Raw genomic sequence first — 19,446 nt, 5'->3', positions numbered from 1 at the left:
AACACCCGTGCGCGAGAGCCACCGTATTTCACGGCGGCGTCTCGCGCACGGGCGTTCAGGAGGTGATTAGGCAGTGCTGACCGTGATGGTCGCAACGCCGACGAGCAGACCCGGGGTCACAGCATCGGTGTTGAAGGTGCTGTTGAGCAGTCCGGCTGCGGTCTCCGAGATCTTCACCTGGGTGCCCTGCAGGATTGCGGTGTTGTCAGGTCCGGTTGCGAGCGGCTGCAGGGTGCGGCCGTCCAGATCGAACAGCACTGCGTCTGCGGCTGCTTCTTCGCCGTTGACCATGACGTCACCGGTGAGGAGCGAGGTGCCCGGGTCGATGTCGAAGTTGATGAGCTCGACGACGGTCTCGCCGGCGGTCAGCGACAGGCCGCTGCCGTCGTGCATGATCTCACCCTGAACGTAGGGGTCGACGGTGCCGGGCTCCCAGTACTTGACGTCTCCGCCGGTGATCGGGAATCGGATGGATCCGTCTGCGAGAGTGGCGGTTCCGACGACACCGGGCGTGAGGCCCAGGGTGGTCAGTGCGCCGGTGAAGCCGGGATCGAGTGCAACTGCGGTGTCGACACCGTTGCTGAGGTCGGGGACCTCGGCTGCGGGCTCGGGCATGCTCTCGGTGGTTTCCATGGCCGACGATGCCGAGGAGGTGGCTGCGTCGGTGGTGTCGGACGCTTCGTCGCTGGAGCATGCGGCAAGCGGGACGATGGTGAGTGCACCGATTGCGGTGGCGGCCAAAGCTTTACGAACAGTGAACATGTCGGTCAACCTTCCGTGCTCGTCTCTCGAGCGTTGTGGGTCATTCGGCGCTGCTTGCCGAGCGGATGGGTTCCATCTCGATCCCCTGCAAGGGAGCGTGCCCACCTGTTACCCGACAAACCGGACTGCCAAACCGGAAAGTTTCCGAAGGTTCACTCGGATTCAACGAAGGATCAAGTCCGCCGCCCGTTCGCCGATCACCACCGACGGTGCATGAGTGTGTCCGCGGATGATGCTGGGCATGATCGACGCGTCGGCGACGCGAAGGCGATCGACGCCCCGCACCCGTAGTTCGGCGTCGACGACACTGTCGGCGTCGTTGCCCATACGGGCCGTGCCCACGGGGTGATACAGAGTGTGCGCATTCTGCTCCAGGGCCTCGGTGAGCAGGTCCGCCGGGGAGATGTTCGACGCCACCCTGGGGCGGACGATGTCGCCGAGTTCGCCCTTCATCGAGGGGGTTTCGGAGATTGCAACGCAGGCCCGTAGCCCTTCGATCATGGCGCGGCGGTCGAGTCCGCCGGGGTCGCTGAGGTAGCGCGGCTCCACTATGGGCTTGGCCATGGGGTCGGCCGAGCGGAGGGTGATCTCGCCTCGGCTCTCGGGTTTGACGAGTACCGCTCCGATGACGGCAGCGTGCGAATCCTGGCCGACGAGTCCCTCGTCGAAGAACGGTGCCGGTCCGAAGATGAGTTCCACGTCGGGCAGGGCGAGGTCTTCTCGGCTCTTGATGAATCCGTACGCCTCGGCGACGTTGGAAGTGAGCATGCCGCGTCGGCGCGTGAGGTAGTTGACCAACTCGGGGATCTTCTCGGCGTGGAAGAGGGAGTCTCTTTCGGTTTTCCAGCCGATGAGGGCGGCCAGGTGGTCGAGGAGATTCTGCCCGACGCCCGGTGAGTGGTGCTGAACGGTGATGCCGTGGGATTTGAGCTGTTCCTGGTCGCCGATGCCCGAGAGCATCAGCAGCTGCGGAGTGTTGATGGCTCCGCCGGAGAGGATCACTTCCTTGTGTGCGCGGACGGTGTGTGTCTGTCCACCGGAGGTGTACTCGACGCCTACTGCCGCAGTGCCCTCGAAGAGGACGCGAGTGGCGTGTGCCTCGGTGAGGACGGTGAGGTTCTTGCGCTTCTTCGCCGGTCGCAGGTAGGCATCCGCGGTGCTCCATCGTGCTCCGCGCTTCTGGTTGACCATCGTGCGGGTGAAGCCCTTGGGTTCGGGCAGGTTGGCGGTTTCCAGTGGATAGCCTGCTTCTTCGACGCCGTCGAGGAACGAGGACGTCAGGTCGCGGGGGCTGCGCTGGTGAGAGACGATGAGTGGGCCGTCGGTTCCCGCGTCGAGTGCTGTTGTGCCCTCGATGTTCTCGATCTTGCGGAAGTATCCGACGAGGTTGCGGAAAGCCCACGAGTCGTCGGACACCGCTGCCCAGTCGTCGTAGTCGGCGGCGAATCCGCGTACCCACATCATGGCGTTCATCGACGACGAGCCACCGAGCATCTTGCCGCGCGGCCAGTAGATGCTGCGATCTCGGAGCTCCGGCTGCGGTTCGGTCAGGTAGTCCCAATCCACCTCGCTACGAAAGAGTTTGGAGAATGCAGCGGGGATGTGAGCGAACTTGTTCTTGTCCTCGGGGCCTGCCTCGAGGAGGATCACCTCGTTGCGCGGGTCTGCGCTGAGGCGGTTGGCCACCACTGCGCCTGCGGAACCTGCGCCCACCACGATGTAGTCGGCAGTCTTGTGCTGTGAGCTCATCTTTGTCCTTGACGTCGGTGCGGGCGCAGAGGTGTCAGCCGCGCAGGGCGGAAGCGAATATCGCAGGCAGTTTGGACCAGGACGGCGCACCTGCGAATGCGGTGAGCAACTTGCCGGTCGATGCTGCGGTTTTGTTCGTGACGAACCACGGTGGCTTCGGGGAGATGGAGAGTTCGCCGTTGATCAGCGAGCGCGGCATCGGTCGGAACGGACCGCGCACCACTGTTCGCTCGGCCCCGTCGATCAGCAAAGCGTTGTGCACGATGCCGATTCCGCTCTGGACGTCGTCTACGGTGTGGCCGGGGAATGCGCCCCAGGTGGCCGCTGCGGTGAGGAATCCGATGGCCGTCCAGGCGTTGACGGCGATGGTGCCGTAGCGCAGGTCGGCGAGCATGGTGTCGAACTTCTCCCCGAGTCCCTTGATGGTGGCGGGGGTGCCGATGATGTTGATGCCGAGTGTTCCGGTGAATTCCTCGTTCGCGGCCTGCACTGCCTTGGCGGCGAATGCTGCTCCGCTGTAGGGCAATTCGATGATGCCCATGACCGGCGCGAAGTACTCGGTCTGCAGCAGCGGTGCGTATTCACCGGGGTTCAGATCGGTGATGAGCACGCGGCCACCGCGCTCACCGAGGCGTTCGGCGGACGGGTAGGTGGCGGTGGCGTCGGACACTCGCTTGTCGCTGCCGGGGTAGTAGGGCGCTCGGGCAGGCGCGCGGTCGAGGGCGGCGCGCAGGGCGGCGACGAATTCGTCGCGCTGCTTCCATTCCGAGGACAGGACGACGACCTGTGAAGCGACACAGTTGTATCCACTGTTGTGCAGGCGTTGGGTGGCGATGTGTTCGGCCTGGAACTCGATGTCGGCACGGCTCCATTCACCGGGCAGAACGATGGTGGGCGAGACGCCGCCGAGTTCGCTGGAGATCTCCTTGGTGAGGATCGGGTCGTTGGCCGCCTTGCGCGCAGCTCCGTCCGGGCCGGGACCGAAGACGATCGCGTCGTGCGTGATGGCACTGCCGGTCATGTGAACGTGGTCGACGCTGTCGTGCTGGACCAGGTAGGTGCCCACGTCGGCTCCACCGGTGAGCAGGCGCAGTGCGCCGATGTCCACGAGCGGTGCGAGGACTTTCTCGAACACCGGCAGCAGTGGATCCATGATGGGGTTGAGCTTGAGCGCGACGACTCGGTTGAACGCGATCAGTTCGTACAGCGCGTCCAGCGGCGCGATCGAGGTGATGTTGCCTGCGCCGAGCACCACTCCGATGCCTGCGGTGCTGGTGGGGTCGAGCTGGGCGAGGCCCGCGGTCCGCTGTGCGGTTGCACGGTCGATTCCGGGCTTCAGCCATACCTCGGCGGTGAACCCGTTGAGCAGGAGTCGCTCGAAGATGTTGAGGGGCAGCACCGACACCGTCGTGCGTCCACCGGGTGCCGTACCGAACGTGACACCGGCCAGTGGGCTGCTGTCGGCCTCGAGCGCCGCAAGCGTGTGTGCCACGGTGCCGAGTCCGTTCAGGAATGAGTACGGACCCGACAGCCATTCCTCTCCGACGAGGCTGGACGAGGCGTCGAGGCCCTTGATCGACGCTGCCGCCGTCACCCACTCCTGCGCGTGAGCTGTGGTCAGCGCATGCACGCGTTCGAGGATGGCCCGCCGCTCGGCCAGGGTGAGACGTCCCCAGTTCTTCTCTCCCTCGACCAGATCGGCGAGTGCCGAGTCGACTGCCTCGGTGGGTCCCGTCTTCGGTACGGATTGCAGGTGTGGGGTCACGTCGCTGGTCAACTTCTCGGCTCCACTCGTCGTTCGGGTACACGGCTTCCACTGTGATTGTGGTCGCACTCGGTCGCCTCACGCTATGGGCCACGGGCCTCAATCGGATGCGACGGTTTGTGCCGTCGCACAATGTGGCTGTGGTGTGGCTTACACGGGTGAGGCTAGAGTTCTGCCATGACCGCGACCAAGTTCGATGTGCATCCGTCGCCGACCGATCTGGCCGCGACGATGCTCGACGGCGTCGACGACCTGGCGACGGAACTGGTGCGACGGATCCTGGGGGCCGAGCACGCCTACCTCGAATCGACGCTGCTCACCACCGAGCAGCTCTACGAGGCGTCGCGGAGCAATCTGGCGTCGATGTTGGGCAAGCTGTCCGGTCGTGCTCCCATGCGACTCGAGTCGGCGCGGGACGCGGGCCGACTCAAAGCCGAGCAGGGGGTACCGCTGGCTGCCCTGCTGCATGCTTTCAGGCTGGGCGGCAGGTTGGTCTGGGACGAGTTGATGGAACGTTCGGACGGCCGGGCCAGTCATGCGCTGCTGGACATGGCCGCCCAGGTCTGGGCGCTGGTCGACGTGTACTCCGACGAGGCAGCCGAAGCCTATCGAGAGAGCGCGGACATGCGTGCCCGCGAGAGCGCCGAGGCCCGTGGCCGCCTCATCCGGGTGCTCTTCGCCGATCACGGTGCCAATCCGACTGCGGCCGCCGACGCGTTGCGAACGTTTCGCATTCCCGACCACGGCTACTTCGCGGTGGTCTCGCAGGAGCCGTTGACCGCAGCGGTGGGGATCGACAAGTTGATCTCTCGCCTCCGTACCGCGGGTGCCGAATCGGTGTGGGACGCCGAGGTGGACGGTAGCGTCGGGCTGATCTGTGCCGCAACGGAATCGGAGATCGATTCGGCGTTGGTCACCCTCAGCGAGCTGTGTCCGGGACGGGTGGGGGTGAGTTCGGTCTTCCGGTCCCCGTCGGGTATCGGCGACGCCGTGGGCCAGGCCCGGCTGGCGAGGTCGTGCACCTCGAGCCAGGCCGCACCGTCCACACCGGTGCGCTACGACTCCGTGCCGGTACCGCTCCTGCTGGTCCGCGATCCGAAATCGGGCCGGATCGCCTCACGTCAGATACTCGGTGATCTGCTGGCGTTGCCGCGAGCCGAACGGCAGAGCCTGCTGGACACGCTGGACGCTTGGTTCTCGTGTGGCGGTTCCACCCGTGATGCCGCCGAATCGCTGCACTACCACCGCAATACGGTGTTGTATCGGCTGCGTCGAATTGCCGAGCTCACCGGTCGCGACTTTCGTGATCCGGTTCAGGCCGCGGAACTCTACGTCGGGCTCAGGGCGTATCAGCTCCTGACCTGAAGGGTCAGTGGCTGGCGAGGACGACGTCGAGGATTCCGGCTCCCAGCGGCACCGGTACGCAGGTCGGGGGACGCGCGTTCGCCGGGTCCAGAGCGTTGAGCGCCAGCCGCAGCGCGGTGGGATCGTAGGTGAACGTGAAGTGCGCTACCTCGGTATCGGGGCACACGTCCTGCACCACGATGTTGTGCGCTCGCGGATCCCGAAGCAGCGCATTGGTGTACGGCTGAATGACCTCGTCGACCCTGGTTGCGATGGACGTGTACTCGACCCCTGGCACGGTGTCGCCGCCTGCATTGAGTCGGTCGAGGAAGTCGGATCCGGCCATCAGCTGGGCCAGACCCGGGCCGAATTCGCTTGCCAGGACACCGGTTGCACCCGGCACCGCCTGCACGACGGGTGACACTCCGTACATGGTGCCGCCGTAGGTCGGCGATGCGATCCCCACCCAGCGATCGACCACGTAGGCACCGCCGAGCCTGTTGACGAAGTACCGAGCGACCGCGGCACCTTGCGAGTACCCGACCACGTCGACTGCGGCGGCGCCGGTCGCCCGGAGTATCGACAACGTCATCGCCTTCAGTTGTGCTGCACTGTCTTCGATGACGCCGTAGCCGTTGGATTTGCCGTCCGGTGACGTGCCGTAGTTGATGGCGAAGACGCAGAATCCGGCTGCTTTCAGAATCGGTGCGAAGCCGGCCCAGTCCGAGTACGCGGTGGCGTCGGTGCCGTGCACCAGGACGACGGGATTCGGGTGGGCTGCGGTGGGCTTGCAGCTCATGTCGTTGGCTCCGGGCGGGGCGGCGTCGCGATTGGATGCCGCGTAGCGAATGGCATCTGCGTGATCGGGTTGCTCGGGGGCCGCGGCGATGGGCATCACCGGCCCCGCGTGTGCGGAGGGCGCGAGCAGTGCAGCGGCAGCGGCGATTACGAGGGTGATCAGACTCCGCCGTGGTCCGCGCATGGATCGACGATATTCCTCGAACTGTGGAATGTCCCTATGAAAAGAGGTCGGAGCTGATAAAAGTCACAAGAATTGTTCTGTCGTCGAATCCGTGCCGGATGCGCACACCGCTCGGGGCCCAGCCGTAGTGGCTGGGCCCCGTATGGACAGCAGTTGCTGCTCTGCAGGTCAGAGGCGACTCACGCGCAGCCAGTCGACACTCATCGTCTGCGGATACGGTGTGCTGTTCAATGTCTTGCCGACCCAGTTGTTGCCCACGGCGACGTTGAAGAGGATGTAATGCGGCCAGGTGCCCGAGAAGGCCTTCCAATTGCCGCCTTTTGCCTCGTACTGGGCCTGAGTCAGGGAGAACCGAGCGACTCCGTCGACGAACCAGGTGATGCTGTTCGGTAGCCAGTCGATTCGGTAGGTGTGGAACCCGTTGTCGACCGGATTCATGCTTCCGCCGGTCTTCACATCTTGATTGGAGTTCCACTTCGAAGGTCCGTGCAAATTGAATGACGGTCCGTACAGTCCGGGAATTTCGACGATGTCGACTTCCCCTTGGCTGGGCCATGAATATTCGCCACCGGGTTGTAGGCCGAGGGTCCAGAATGCGGGCAGCAGGCCTCGGGCGCTCGGCATCTTGATCGATGCTTCGATGCGTACCGGCGGCGTCACCGACTGCTTGCCCATGCTGACCACGCGGGCGCTGGTGAAGTTGTACGGTGCCCGCTTGCGGTCCGGTGGATTCTCCCGCCGCGCGGTGATGTTCAAGGAGCCGTTGAACTGGTTGGCGTTGTTCCAGGAATCCGTATAGTACTGCTGTTCACCGGAACTCGCGCCCCAGCGGCCGGTCTGAAAGCCCCACTTGGCGGGGTCGGGTCCGCCGTACCCGTTGAATTGATCTTCCCACAGAAGGGTTCCTGCTCCGCCTTGGGTTCTCGGGGGTGCGGCCAGTGACGGGGCTGCGGTCGCCGACGAGACGGCCACGGCCATCGTCGTCAAGGTGACCGCGACAATTGTTATCAGTGATCGCATGAGGGGGATTCCTGTCAGGTCATATGTCGGTGAACAAATGTCGACATTTGATTTCTAGCACGACAAAGTTGGCGGTAGAAGTTTCTTCTGGAATGCAGGAATTCTTGCGAATACAATGAATGAATTCACCAGTGCTACCGGTCGGAAGCAAGGGTACCGACCGATATTGGTCGGTGGTCGGTTTGTTTCAGGAGTGACCGCAGTGACTCGGCAGTGTCTGTGAGTTCAGCGATGCGTACGAGGCGGGAGCGACTGAGAGGGGCAGGAGTGGAGCCTGCAGGAACGACTCGAGAGGGGCAGGAGTGGAGCCTGCAGGAACGACTCGAGAGGGGCAGGAGTGGAGCCTGCAGGAACGACTCGATGAGCAGGAGTGGAGCCGGTGACGGGAATCGAACCCGCCTCTCAACCTTGGGAAGGTCGCGTTCTACCAATGAACTACACCGGCGTGTGGTGTCGGCTCGAAGGTTACCAGGGCGTTCAGATGTCGATTCGCACGCCGTGCAGCAGGGTGAGGGCGTCGGGTGCTGCTACCGGCTTGGAGAACAGGTAGCCCTGTGCGCGGGTGCAGCCCAATTCGATCAGGGTGTTTCTGGCGCTCTGTGTTTCGACGCCTTCGGCGATGATGTTCAGTCCGAATGCGTCGGCGAGTCCGATGATGGACTGGACGATGGCCACGTCGCCGGTGTCTCTGGCGCCGAGGTCGGTGACGAAGGCTCGGTCGATCTTGAGCGCATCGACGGGGAGTTCCTTGAGGTGCGACAGGGAGCTGTATCCGGTGCCGAAGTCGTCTATGGCCACTTGCACGCCGAGTTCGCGGAGCTCGCGGAGCGTCACGCGGGTACGGGAAAGGTCCTGCACCACTGCCACTTCGGTGATCTCGAGGCAGAGGTCGGGCCCGGCTATCGAGAACTCCGCGAGTGCTCTGGCGACGGCTCCGACGAATCCGTTGGTGACCAGCTGGACGGGGGATATGTTGACGCGCATTGCGATGTCGAGGTGGGGGATCTGGCGTTGCCAGTCGGCGAGGGTGCGGCAGGCGCGGTCGAGGACCCAGCGGCCGAGTTCACCGGCGAGGTTCGTCTCCTCGGCCACGGGGATGAATGCGGACGGTGGAAGCAGTCCGCGGGTGGGGTGTTGCCATCGGACCAGTGCTTCGACTGCGGTGATGCGTCCGGTGACGAGGTCCACTTCGGGCTGGAAGTGCAGGGTGAGCGAGTCGCCTGCGATGGCGTCGCGCAGATGGATCTCGACGTCGTTGCGGAGTTCGGCTTCGGCGTGCATCTCTTCGGTGAACAGGGCGATGTTGTGGCCGCCCGCGCGTTTGGCCACCAGAGCGGCCTGATCTGCTTGCCGCAGAAGCGACTCGGCGGTGTGCTTGCCCGGTTGGCCGAAGGCGATTCCGATGCTTGCGCTTCTGCTGATGCGTTCGACTCCGAGGGTGACGGGGGCGTTCATGGCGTCGGCGATCAACTCGGCGTGGTGTGTAGCGACGCGGGCCGAGCACGGGCCGGCCAGTACCACCAGGAACTCGTCGCCGCCCAGGCGTGCGGCGAGACCGACCGACTTGCCGACGAAGCTCTGCAGTCGATCGGCGATGGTCTCGAGGTAGTGGTCACCGGCGAGGTGGCCCAGAAAGTCGTTCAGTGCCTTGAGTCGATCGAGGTCGATGTGCATCACGGCGACGGGACCGGGCATGGACGGGTCGAGCCGTTCGCGGAGGTGTTGTGCGAGGGCGGTGCGGTTCGGCAGTTTGGTCAGTTGGTCGTGGAGCGCCGCGAAGCGAAGCCGTTCCTCGGCGATCACTCGCGCCTGTAGTTGAGAGAGCAGTGCCGCAATTGCTTTGAGCGCATTGAGTTCTGCCTCGGACCAACTTCGGTCGCCGATCTTGATGAAGCCGAGGATGCCGGTGGTGCGTCCGGAGTGCAGCAGCGGCACGACGGCCATCGAGGTCGCGGAGAATCCCGACCCCTCCTCGACGCGTCGGCGGTAGTCCTCCTGCTCCGGATCCGGCCGAAACACTGCCGGTTCGGTCAGTGTTTCGGCCAGACGGAATACCGAGTCTGCGTCGTCGAAGTAGACCACTGCCAGTGGATCCGGATCGGGCACGCTCAGTCGCGGTGGCCATTCCGCGCTGAGTCTGGTGGCCCTGGCCTCGAAATCGTTGTGTCGGAGGAAGCTGAAGTCGATGCCGAGGTAGTCCACGAGCTGCCGCAGTACGGAGTCGTACGCCTCGCGCACCGTCGCCGAATCGACACCCATGAGTTCGGTTGCGACGCCGGTGACGAGGACCTCGAGCGTCCGATTGTGCTCCAGGGCTCCACTCCCGCCTCTCGTGGACACAGTGCAGGACTGTTCCCCCTGGTCTCCGCCGAAACTCTACCCCGATACAGACGCTGAAACAGGAAGTCTGCGACTATGTATCGTGGTTTTCGGGGCGCAACTGAGCCGCAACACCAGCGCAACGGACTCGGTGGTTTCCATTTCAAGCAGCGTGCGGAACTCGAAACTCAACTGCTGCAGCGTTTCTGCATGGTGCGTCGACAGTTGCCGGTATTCCTCCTCGGTACGCGCGTAGAGGAACGCAGGGGAAACCGGTTGTACTGCCAATCCGTGCAAATGCGCAGTTACCCATACGTTCTCCATTGCAGATCCTCCTCTGATGTAATGTTCTGCGGTCGCTCCGGGTACGACGATCACTGCAAGTGCCGAACTGGACAGCACTCGATCGCGCATGTCGGTCCCCAGTGCAGCGCCGGCGTCCCAGTCGTGAACCAGCTCCATGACGTCCGGCCGCTTGACGATCTCGAGCTTGGACAGGTCTGCGTCGTCGATCCCCAGCGTCGAGACCTCGATTCCTCGATCGGGATCGAGATCTCCCGGCCAGCGCAACTCCGAGAACATGTCGCGGTGCAGGTGCGGTGTGAGATAGCGGATTCGATCCGCCGCGGCGAGGACATTTGCGGCCGCCGCAATGGATTCGGGTGCCGTCAGCAGCACTGCCCGTCCACCTTCTGCTGCTGCCGCAGCAGCGATGTCGGCGGCGATGTTCGCGTCCAGGGGTGCGCCGGTGCCCATTTCCCGGTTGGTGCACCGCTCGAGAACCCCGTCGAGCAGGCGTCGATCCTCGACGGGTTGCGGGCCACCCGCACTCAGCGTGATCTCGACTCCGCGCTCGGTGACTTCGGTGCGGTCGAGTCTGCCCTGCGCGGAAGCCACCACTCGCGCGTTGAAGGCGGCCGCACCGACTGCCACGTAGCTGCCGCGGAAGGCGATGTCGAGGGTCGAGGTTCGGGCACGATCGACCCCGATGCGCACGGTGCGTGCGTCGCGGGTGAACGTCCACGGCTGGCTGTTTCCACCGGACGGCGCTCGGCGGGCAGCGTCGAGAACGAGCGCGTCGGGATCGACGGACGTGCGGTGAGCGTCGACGGCGGTGTCGACCGAGGGCTGCTGCGCCCTACGCGTCGGGTTCGGGGCCGCGAGCGCGTCGAGATGGGTGTCGAGGTCGATGCGGATTCGTCCGGAGGGCAGGTTCGCTCCGGTGCCGAAGCGTCGAACGGCTGCGGCGATGGTGGCACCGCCGAGTTGGACGTCGCCGCCCAGTTGCGGCCAGGTCTCTATCGTTTCGCTCACTTCCACCATCGAGGCTGCCATGCGGGCCGAGAGCAGCGAGGCGTCGAGCTGATCCAGCACGATCGGGATCTTGTCGCGGGTGCCCAGCCCTCGCAGGCTCGTGGAGTCGATCTCGCCGAGAACTCCGTGGAACACCGGGCGGTCGGGTTCGAGGTCGAAGCGTTCGACGTCGAGAAGTCCACGGTCGGAGGTCTCCATCAGTACGGGGATGCGTCGCGACCGGGCTGCCTCGCGGGCGCGGACCTTGACATCGAGGGAGTCGCATTCCTCGACGAGCAGGTCCAGTCCCTCGAAGAACTCGTCGATGGTGTTCTCGGTGATTCCGTCCTCGGCGATTTCGACGCGCAGATACGGGTCGATCTCGGCAATGCGGCGGGCTGCGACGACCGCCTTGTTGACGCCGAGATCGAGGATGGACGCCGGAATTCTATTGAGATTGGAAAGTTCGATCTCGTCGAAGTCGGCGAGGCGAAGCGTCCCGCAGATTCCTTCGAGTGCAAGGGTGTGGGCAATGGCGTGCCCGACGCTCAGGCCGATGATTCCTATCGTGAGATCTCCCAAGGAATTCTGTTCCGCCAGGGTTATCTTGTTCCTGTTTCTGGCCAGCCTCAGGTGTCGAAACGAGTTCGGTCCGAGTAGGGCGACGACCGTCTTTCGCCAAGGAAAGAAAACCCATCTGTCTCTTTCGTCGAGAATGCTCTGCTCAGGGCTGGGGAGCAATGAGTGCAGGCCCTTTCTCTGCGTCTGCCGCTCGTCCATGAATGTGAGGCTGGAATCTCGTCTGAGTTCGTCGAGGGCGGCGCGCTGTGTGGCGTCCGTCTCGTCGAATATCACAGGCTTCCAGTGGTCGCCGGCTGTGGTTCGGTCGTTCATGATGCGACTGCTTCCTCGAGTGCGACGGCTGCGCGGCGGTGTGCGAGCAGGGTGACCGTGTTGTGCCGCATCCGGTGCCAGGTGGCCAGATCGGCATTGAATGCCAGTGTTGTTCTGTCCCACCAGAACACCTCGGTTCGATAGCGTTCGTCGGGGTAGGGAATCGGCGCGATCTGGGTGGCGATGACCGCTCCGGTGTCGAGCCAGGCCGTGCGGACGTGGGAGGCCGCGGTCGCCAGGGCATAGCGCGCGCCGAGAAGCGCAGTGCTGTACGCGGGTGATTCCGCGATCATCGCGGTGACGGCGCGGCCGTGGGGTGCGTGCTGAGCCACCCACGCTGACTTGAGTTCGACGACGCCGTGGCCGATGCGTTCGTCGAGCATGGTGTGTACGTGGCGTAGGCCGTCGGGATATGCGGCGAATTCGATCAGTGCGTGCGATTGATCGACCGAGGAATACGGCCCCTGCACCCGTACCCCGCCGACTATTTGTCCGGTTCGGTCGAGTGCGGCGAAGAACAGTGCTGTGGTGCCGCCGTCACGAATGGTCGACATTTCGAGTGCGGTTGTCACACCGTGTCGCAGATAGCTTTCCTCTGCGCCGTCCAGGAATTGTTCCCACAACTCCGGATTTTCGGTGGGAGTGGTGGCCAGAACGTGGCATTGGGATCGGTGATCCCAATACGAGGGGACGTCGAACAGAATTGTCATTTCAGTCTTCCTGATAGGAGTTTCCCGAATGCGAATGGTGGTGCCGTTCGATTGTCCGGCTTTTCCTTTGCGGAGCTATGCGTTGTGATCGGGGCTCGGGTGTGTCGCGGTGGGCCGCCAAGGACCAGTAGCCTGCAGAGGTGCTGCTCTCCGACCGTGACATCCGTGCCGAAGTGACTCTGGGAAACCTGGCGATCGAACCGTTCGACCCGTCGATGGTTCAGCCGTCGAGTGTCGATGTGCGACTCGACAAGCTTTTCCGGGTGTTCAACAACACCCGCTATACCCACATCGATCCGTCGCTACAGCAGGACGAGTTGACGACTCTGGTCGAACCTGCGGCAGGTGAGCCGTTCGTACTCCATCCGGGTGAGTTCGTTCTCGGCTCCACGCTGGAATTGACGACGCTGCCGGACTACCTGGCCGGTCGGCTCGAGGGGAAGAGCTCGCTCGGACGGCTGGGGCTGCTCACGCACTCGACTGCAGGCTTCATCGATCCGGGCTTCAGTGGCCACATCACGCTGGAGCTGTCCAACGTCGCCAACCTCCCGATCACGTTGTGGCCTGGCATGAAGATCGGGCAGCTGTGTCTGTTCCGGCTGTCGTCGCCGTCCGAGAATCCGTACGGCAGCGCCGCGGTCGGGTCGAAGTATCAGGGCCAGCGCGGGCCGACGCCATCGAAGGCCTACCTGAATTTCGTTCGGTCGAGCGTCGAGTAAACGATCGAACGGTTTGTTTCCTCGCGGTAAAACATGGCGAATGTCCGGTTGTAGCGGTACTCTGGTGAGCTGACGTGGGTTGGGGCCTACCAGAGCGAGGTTTCTAGTGTCCGCGGTTCCCGATGTGTCCGTACTCGGCGCTTCGTTGGGGTCGAGTGGTCTCCGCAGCGTGATCAGCGACAACGCTCACCCCGGTGCCGTCCTGGAAGTGCACGAGCCCGTCGCCACCCGGCCCGCACCCAACGGCCTCGCCCCCGATCCGTGGGATGCCATCATCGCATCGGTACACAATCTGGCGACCGAGTACGCGTCCGCGGACTTCTATCCGGTGCTCGCACTGCGCGAAAGTGATCCCAGAACGGCCTACGACCAGGACTTCTCCGACGGCGTTGTGCTCGTGTCCGAACTCGGTGCCCAGTTGGGTGCGTTGCGTGAGACGCGTGTGCTGGCAGGCGAGCGCTGCGTCGCTCTGTTCGACGTCGGCGCATCCGGTACCTCGGTCTCCGTCGTGGACCTGGACAGCGGCGATGTTCTCGCGTCGCGTCGAACGGACGCTCTCGGTGGTGACGACTGTGATCGGGTGCTGAGCGAACACCTCATCGCGACGTTCGGCGCGGCCGAGGCACTGACGGTCGAGGCTCGCAGGCGACTCGTTCACGATGTCCGCGACGGGAAACACGAACTGGCTCTGCTGCGCAGCGTGTCCATCGCCGGACCGTTCGTCGGCGGACGCGCATCGCTGTGGCGCGGCAATCTGGACGAGCTCATCGGCGATGCCGTGCACCGAGCCGTCTCGATGGCCGTCGACGTGCTCGACGCGGTCGGCGCGCAGGGCGTTCACGTCGACGCCATCGTCGCCGTCGGCGGTGGTGCCAACATGCAGATAATTCGGCAGGTCCTGTTCGACGCGGTGTCGATGCCGGTCTATGTGCCCGAACAGCCCGAACTGCTGGCGGCGCACGGCGCTGCCGGGATCGCTCGGACTGTGGGTCTGCGTCCCGCGCCTGCACCACCCGAGGTGCTCACCGATCGGTTCGCTGCCGTGGATCGGGAGTCCGCAGACCTTCAGGTGGCTGCGGTTGCCCCGGTGGTTTCCAAGCGCCCGCGACACAGCGACACCTCCTCCAAGCGAATGACCAGGGCAAACAAGGCTCGGCATCTCGGTGGCGCGCTCGCGGCGCTCGTCGCTGTGTGTGCAGCCGGCACCGTGGTCACGGCGGCTGCGCGAACCGGCGGCGACGATCCGGCACCGGCGGTGAACATATCGCAGGATTCCTCGCAGACCGCTCGGTCGCAGTCCGTGGTGCCTGCGGCAGACGGATCACCCGCCGCGCCTGCTGGGTCGTCGGTGCCGCTCGCGACGACGGCGCAGACGTCCACTCCGGTCGTCGCGCCGGCACCGTCGTCCTCGCCCGAGGCCCCGAACACGACGGACGCTCAGAGCGCCACGGCCACTCGGCGCACCGTGGCCACGACGAGTTCCCCGTCCGACATCGCGGAGACGACGGTGCCCGACAGGCCGACCGTCGATCGACCGACCGTGGTGCCGACGGCGGTCCCACCTGCCGCTACGACTCGTCCGACCACAACGCGGCCCACCGCCACGACGACGCATCCGACGACCACCACGCGGGCGACTCGAACGTTCGATTTTCCGTTCCCGGACTTCGACTTTCCGCGTCGCTGACCGGTCTGCGCTTTCCGGCTCCGCCGGCCCCGGTACTCGAGGCAGGATGAGCGGTATGGAGTCGATTCAGACCGAGCGCGAAGACAAGTTCGACGTCGACGCAGAGTTCCAGTTGCCCACTCTCGCTTCGCTGGTGCCCACCGGCGGCGCACTGGAGTCGAGCGAGACGGACCTGAGCAGTGAGTACTTCGATACCGTCGGCCACGATCTGTTGCGACGCGGAATCACGGTGCGGCGTCGTACCGGTGATTCCGACAACGGCTGGCATGCGAAGGTCCCGGCGGAGAAGGCGCGGACCGAGATTCGGCTCCCTCTGGGCAACGGTGCGCACAATGCGGTGCCGGACGAGCTGAACGACGTGCTGCGCGGTGCGGTGATGGGCGGTGAGTTGTCCGCGGTCGCGACTCTGACGACGCGTCGAACGATCCACACCGTGTCCGACGCCGACGGGGCGGTGGTTGCGGAGATCGCGGACGACGAGGTCTCTGTCGTTCTGATCGGCGGCGCGACCGGTCCGCGGTGGCGGGAGGTCGAGGTGGAACTCGGACCCGCAGGCTCGGAGTCGTTTCTGAAGAAGGCGGGCAAGGTATTGCGCGCTGCCGGTGCTCGGCCGTCGGCGCATCCGTCGAAGTTGGATCGGGCGCTGTCGGTGGTGCGCCAGGTTCCCGCCGAACCCGGGGCAGCCCTGCTCGCGGACTATCTCGATGCACAGGCACAGGCGATCGTTGCAGGCGATGTCTACCTGCGCCGAGGGCTGGATCCGATTCATTCCACGCGGGTGGCTATTCGGCGATACCGCAGTACCCTCCGCGTGTTCGGGAGTCTGTTCGAGGACGAGCCCGCCGCGCACTTGGAGGCCGAACTATCCTGGTATGCAAGCATTCTCGGTGAGGTACGAGATCGTCAGGTGCAGCGTGCTCGGTTCGCCGCTGCGTTGCGCGAACTGCCGCCCGAACTGGTGCTCGGGCCGGTCGCGTCTCGCATCGAGAACGATCTGTTGGCCGAGCAGATTCGATACCGCGAGGCGGCGATGACCGAACTCGACGGAGAGCGTTACCGCGCTCTGCTCACGACGCTGTCCGAGTGGTCGCGCGGGCTACCGATCGACGGCGAGGTCACCGACCGCGTGTTGATCAAGCTTGCACGTAAGGCAGGGAAGAAAGCGATCGATCGCACGAAGAGTGCCGTGCGCGGCACCGACGACGAGGCGCTGCATCGCGCACGGAAGGCATCGAAACGTGCACGGTATGCGGCCGAGCTGGTGGCGCCGGTGACGGACAAGAAGGTGTCGAAAGCGAACATCAAGCACTTCAAGACAATTCAGGAGGTGCTGGGGGAGCATCAGGACGCGGTGATCGCGGCGGACATTCTGCGGACTCTCGGCGCGCGGGCAGGGACGACGGCGGGGGAGAACGGTTTCACCTTCGGCCTGCTCTTCGAGCGCGAGCGCCGCGCCGCCGAGATGGCCCGGGACGAGGCCGGCAGATTGGAGTTCTGATCGCGGAAAGCGGTATATTTCCCCGATTCGAGACTCGAAGAGTACTCTGAGTCGGAATCGAGTTCGGGGGAGTCGACGATCATGGCCATTGCACTCGGAGTGCACGTCGGTGTCGAAGAAGTGTCTGCTTCGCTGGTCGAGGCCGATCTGCCCGAACTCGGGCCCATTTCCACTCGCACCGTCTCGGTGTCCTCGGTTCCCGGGGGTGTCGGTGACGCGGTCACGACGATGCTCGGAATCATGAGGGTGCAGGCGGCCCAGAACGACCTGCTGATCAGCGGTTCCGGGGTGGTCTGCGACAGCATCGCACTCTGTGGGACCGTTCGCGCCGCTCTGGCCGCCCACGATGTTCGCGACGTCGGGGTAGTCGATGCCGGAGATCCACGGTTGAACTCCGCGGTTCCGTTGGGAATTGCAGCGGCACTGATCGGAGCCAAGGCCGCCCACGCCGAGCCTGTGTCCGTCTCTGCTGCGACGGGTGAGGAGGGCCGGAGTGGCTCTGCCGGCGACGGGACGGGCACGCCACGCAGCGCGCGGCTGACGATGATCGGATTGGGTGTTGCGGTTCTCGCGGCACTGAGCGGAGCCACGGTGTGGGCACTGGCGGCGGCCGATCCGACACAGAATCCCGTGGTCGACACCGCCGAGATGCCGTCGAGCGAAGACGGCGGAGCCGTGTCGACGTCGGTGGCGGTCATTGCCGATTCGGCGGTCCCGCCTACTGCCCCGTCTGCTGTTCCGCCCGTCGAGGCGGGGCTGTTCGAGGCCCCGGTGTACGGGCCGATTTCGATCGCCGACTGGAGTGACGCAGTCCTCGGGGGTTCGGTCCCCACTCCGAACGGCGAGGTGTCGTCGGGTGGCGGCAACTCCCGTGCCGTCGATTCGGGTGGCGGCAGACCCGGCGTGGTCACCGGCGGAGGCGGCAACGCCGGCAGTGGCGACTCCGACGGCGCTTCGGGCGGCGGCGCTTCGGGCGGTGGCCACCCGGGTGGCGGGAATTCTGGCGGTGGCGGATCGGGTGGAGGGGAGACGCCGACCGTCGATCCCGAGCCGGAACCCGAAACCGAGGTGCCGCCCACCGAGCCGTCCGAGCCGACCAGCGAGGTTCCGGAGACCACCGAGCCCACCACCGATGCAGCACCGTCGGCGGATCCGGTCGAATGACGTTCGAGTCGTTGATTGCATTGTGAGCGAGCGGTTTTGATACTTGGACAAGTCCTTCGCGTGACGGGTATGTGAATTCGACTCCGACACCTGAACTTCTGCTCACGCCTCGCTACCATCGGGTGATCGACCAGTAGACGGTGAGTATCCGATGACCGATCATTTCGCAGCAGGACCGGTGACCCGCACAACCATCGACAGGGCAGTGGGTGTTCTCATCGCGCTGCGTGGCTGCAGTCCGGAGGATGCGTTCTCCGAATTGGCGGCGCACAGCTTCCGTTTCGACGTCTCGCTCGTGCAGTCCGCTCGTTCCATCGTCGCGGCCGCGCGTGGGATGGACTCGGACAACGGTGTCGACTGTGCGGCGATGATGTCGGCGCAGGAGGAATGGGGCCCGCTGCTGGCGGACCGTCGAGATCCTTTCGATCACGTCGCCTGAGATCGGACGACTCGCATCCTGCTGCTTGTTATATCTCCCAAAACAAACCGAAAGTTCATTCAAATACCGATATTGCTGTCCAGACGGCGGTTCGGCGGTTACTATCGGCAGGTCGGAGTAGCCAGTCGAGTCGAGGAATCATGAGAACAGTCCTTGGTGTTTCGGTGGGTTCTGCCACTGCCCGAGGGGTCGCCGTCGATGCGATCGACGAGTCGGTGCGGTCGGCCCACATCGTCCACTCGTTCGATCCTGACGACCACCTTCAGGTCGCCCTCGACTTGCTGGACTCCATGTCGCGAGACCAGATGGTCGACAGAACCGACATCGTCTTGGCCGTGCCCGACGATCCCGGTGCTCGCGCGCGTACGTCCGCCTACTCCACGTACGAGGCCGATCGCCTGCTGGTTGCGTCCGAACTCGGTGCTCAGCTGCGGTATCTGCAGGGCACGGGCCAACTCGAGGGCGCTCGAACCGTTGCGATCTGTGACGTCGGGGCATCCGGCACCACGGTGTCCGTCGCAGACCCGGCCACCGGTACGGTCTTCAGTTCGGTGCGCACCACGCTGTTCGGAGGCAACAGCTGCGACGAGCAGGTCGCGCGCTACCTGCTCTCGACGTACGGGGCAGACGAGTTGGCGTCCGATCGCGCCCGAGCAGAATTGGCGGTGTCGATCCGCACGGCACGCGAGCAGCTTTCCCGGCTGCGGGTGGCGGAAGTTGCCGGACCCTTCATCGGTGGTCCGGTCAGATTGTGGCGCAACACCTTCGACGATGTGCTCGAGCGCAGCATTCGTTCGTTGGAGGACTGGGTGGCCAGTGTCATCGTCGACGCGCCCTGCGCTGTGAATGCCCTGGTGATGGTCGGTGGCTGCGCCAATATCCCGACGCTTCGGCGCCTGTTTCGTCGTGATCTGATGCTGCCGGTCGTCGCGCCTGCCAATCCTGAGTCCCTCACCGCGCACGGTGCGGCTCTGATGGCCGTCGACGCGGTCGCATCGCGTCGGCATCACCCGCGTGGTGCCACGATCGCCAACGTTGTGCCGTCGCAACACGCCTCGATGGTGGGCTACCACGACTCCCCGCGACACCGCTCGGCTTGAA

15 protein-coding genes and 1 tRNA gene are annotated in these 19,446 nt (G+C 64.7%); 7 read left to right on the top strand and 9 right to left on the bottom strand.

The window, feature by feature from the left end; genetic code table 11:
* Positions 1–66: 66 nt before the first annotated feature.
* From CH295_RS07065 to CH295_RS07055, 3 genes are all read right to left on the bottom strand, one after another.
* The gene (locus tag CH295_RS07065; protein WP_037195884.1) at positions 67–762 is read right to left on the bottom strand and encodes a hypothetical protein; all 696 of its coding nucleotides are present in this window, start codon (positions 760–762) and stop codon (positions 67–69) included.
* Positions 763–924: 162 nt separating this feature from the next.
* On the bottom strand, positions 925–2,511 hold the full coding sequence (locus tag CH295_RS07060; RefSeq protein WP_094740194.1) for a GMC family oxidoreductase: 1,587 nt from the start codon (positions 2,509–2,511) through the stop codon (positions 925–927).
* Positions 2,512–2,545: 34 nt separating this feature from the next.
* Positions 2,546–4,288 (bottom strand): aldehyde dehydrogenase family protein, encoded by a 1,743-nt coding sequence (locus CH295_RS07055; protein ID WP_094635247.1) that lies wholly within the window; start codon positions 4,286–4,288, stop codon positions 2,546–2,548.
* A 165-nt stretch (positions 4,289–4,453) separates the two neighbouring features.
* Between CH295_RS07055 and CH295_RS07050 the strand changes: the two genes are divergently transcribed.
* A complete protein-coding gene (locus CH295_RS07050) occupies positions 4,454–5,641 on the top strand; it encodes a PucR family transcriptional regulator (RefSeq protein ID WP_094740193.1) in 1,188 nt (395 codons plus the stop codon).
* 4 nt (positions 5,642–5,645) lie between these two features.
* Here CH295_RS07050 and CH295_RS07045 read toward each other — a convergent pair whose 3' ends face one another.
* The 6 genes from CH295_RS07045 to CH295_RS07020 form a co-directional block, all read right to left on the bottom strand.
* A complete protein-coding gene (locus tag CH295_RS07045; protein ID WP_094740192.1) occupies positions 5,646–6,602 on the bottom strand; it encodes an esterase/lipase family protein in 957 nt (318 codons plus the stop codon).
* Positions 6,603–6,770: 168 nt separating this feature from the next.
* Complete coding sequence (locus tag CH295_RS07040; protein ID WP_052048113.1) at positions 6,771–7,622, bottom strand: glycoside hydrolase family 16 protein; 852 nt, start codon at positions 7,620–7,622, stop codon at positions 6,771–6,773.
* A gap of 371 nt (positions 7,623–7,993) precedes the next feature.
* Positions 7,994–8,067, bottom strand: a tRNA-Gly gene (locus tag CH295_RS07035).
* 32 nt (positions 8,068–8,099) lie between these two features.
* The gene (locus CH295_RS07030) at positions 8,100–9,962 is read right to left on the bottom strand and encodes a putative bifunctional diguanylate cyclase/phosphodiesterase (protein ID WP_252341943.1); all 1,863 of its coding nucleotides are present in this window, start codon (positions 9,960–9,962) and stop codon (positions 8,100–8,102) included.
* A gap of 36 nt (positions 9,963–9,998) precedes the next feature.
* On the bottom strand, positions 9,999–12,128 hold the full coding sequence (locus tag CH295_RS07025; protein ID WP_094740191.1) for an Rv1355c family protein: 2,130 nt from the start codon (positions 12,126–12,128) through the stop codon (positions 9,999–10,001).
* Positions 12,125–12,838, bottom strand: coding sequence for a hypothetical protein (locus tag CH295_RS07020; RefSeq protein ID WP_094635252.1), 714 nt, complete (start codon positions 12,836–12,838; stop codon positions 12,125–12,127). The genes CH295_RS07025 and CH295_RS07020 overlap by 4 nt, the downstream gene beginning before the upstream one ends.
* 140 nt (positions 12,839–12,978) lie before the next feature.
* Between CH295_RS07020 and dcd the strand changes: the two genes are divergently transcribed.
* From dcd to CH295_RS06990, 6 genes are all read left to right on the top strand, one after another.
* On the top strand, positions 12,979–13,557 hold the full coding sequence (dcd, locus tag CH295_RS07015; protein ID WP_032396620.1) for a dCTP deaminase: 579 nt from the start codon (positions 12,979–12,981) through the stop codon (positions 13,555–13,557).
* A 169-nt stretch (positions 13,558–13,726) separates the two neighbouring features.
* Positions 13,727–15,244 (top strand): Hsp70 family protein, encoded by a 1,518-nt coding sequence (locus CH295_RS07010; RefSeq protein WP_170945785.1) that lies wholly within the window; start codon positions 13,727–13,729, stop codon positions 15,242–15,244.
* Between the two features lie 55 nt (positions 15,245–15,299).
* Positions 15,300–16,742 carry a CYTH and CHAD domain-containing protein gene (locus CH295_RS07005; RefSeq protein WP_094740189.1) on the top strand — a complete coding sequence of 481 codons (1,443 nt, stop codon included), beginning with the start codon at positions 15,300–15,302 and terminating at the stop codon, positions 16,740–16,742.
* Positions 16,743–16,823: 81 nt separating this feature from the next.
* On the top strand, positions 16,824–17,906 hold the full coding sequence (locus CH295_RS07000; RefSeq protein WP_094740188.1) for a hypothetical protein: 1,083 nt from the start codon (positions 16,824–16,826) through the stop codon (positions 17,904–17,906).
* A 151-nt stretch (positions 17,907–18,057) separates the two neighbouring features.
* Positions 18,058–18,345 carry an ANTAR domain-containing protein gene (locus CH295_RS06995; RefSeq protein WP_094740187.1) on the top strand — a complete coding sequence of 96 codons (288 nt, stop codon included), beginning with the start codon at positions 18,058–18,060 and terminating at the stop codon, positions 18,343–18,345.
* 140 nt (positions 18,346–18,485) lie between these two features.
* Positions 18,486–19,445 (top strand): Hsp70 family protein, encoded by a 960-nt coding sequence (locus CH295_RS06990; RefSeq protein WP_252341942.1) that lies wholly within the window; start codon positions 18,486–18,488, stop codon positions 19,443–19,445.
* Position 19,446 lies beyond the last annotated feature (1 nt).

Origin of the sequence: Rhodococcus sp. 14-2483-1-2 (genome assembly GCF_002259405.1) — a bacterium.
Classification (GTDB): Bacteria; Actinomycetota; Actinomycetes; order Mycobacteriales; family Mycobacteriaceae; genus Rhodococcoides.
Note: the sequence above shows the minus strand (reverse complement) of the source record. Positions and strands in the feature narration are given on the sequence as shown.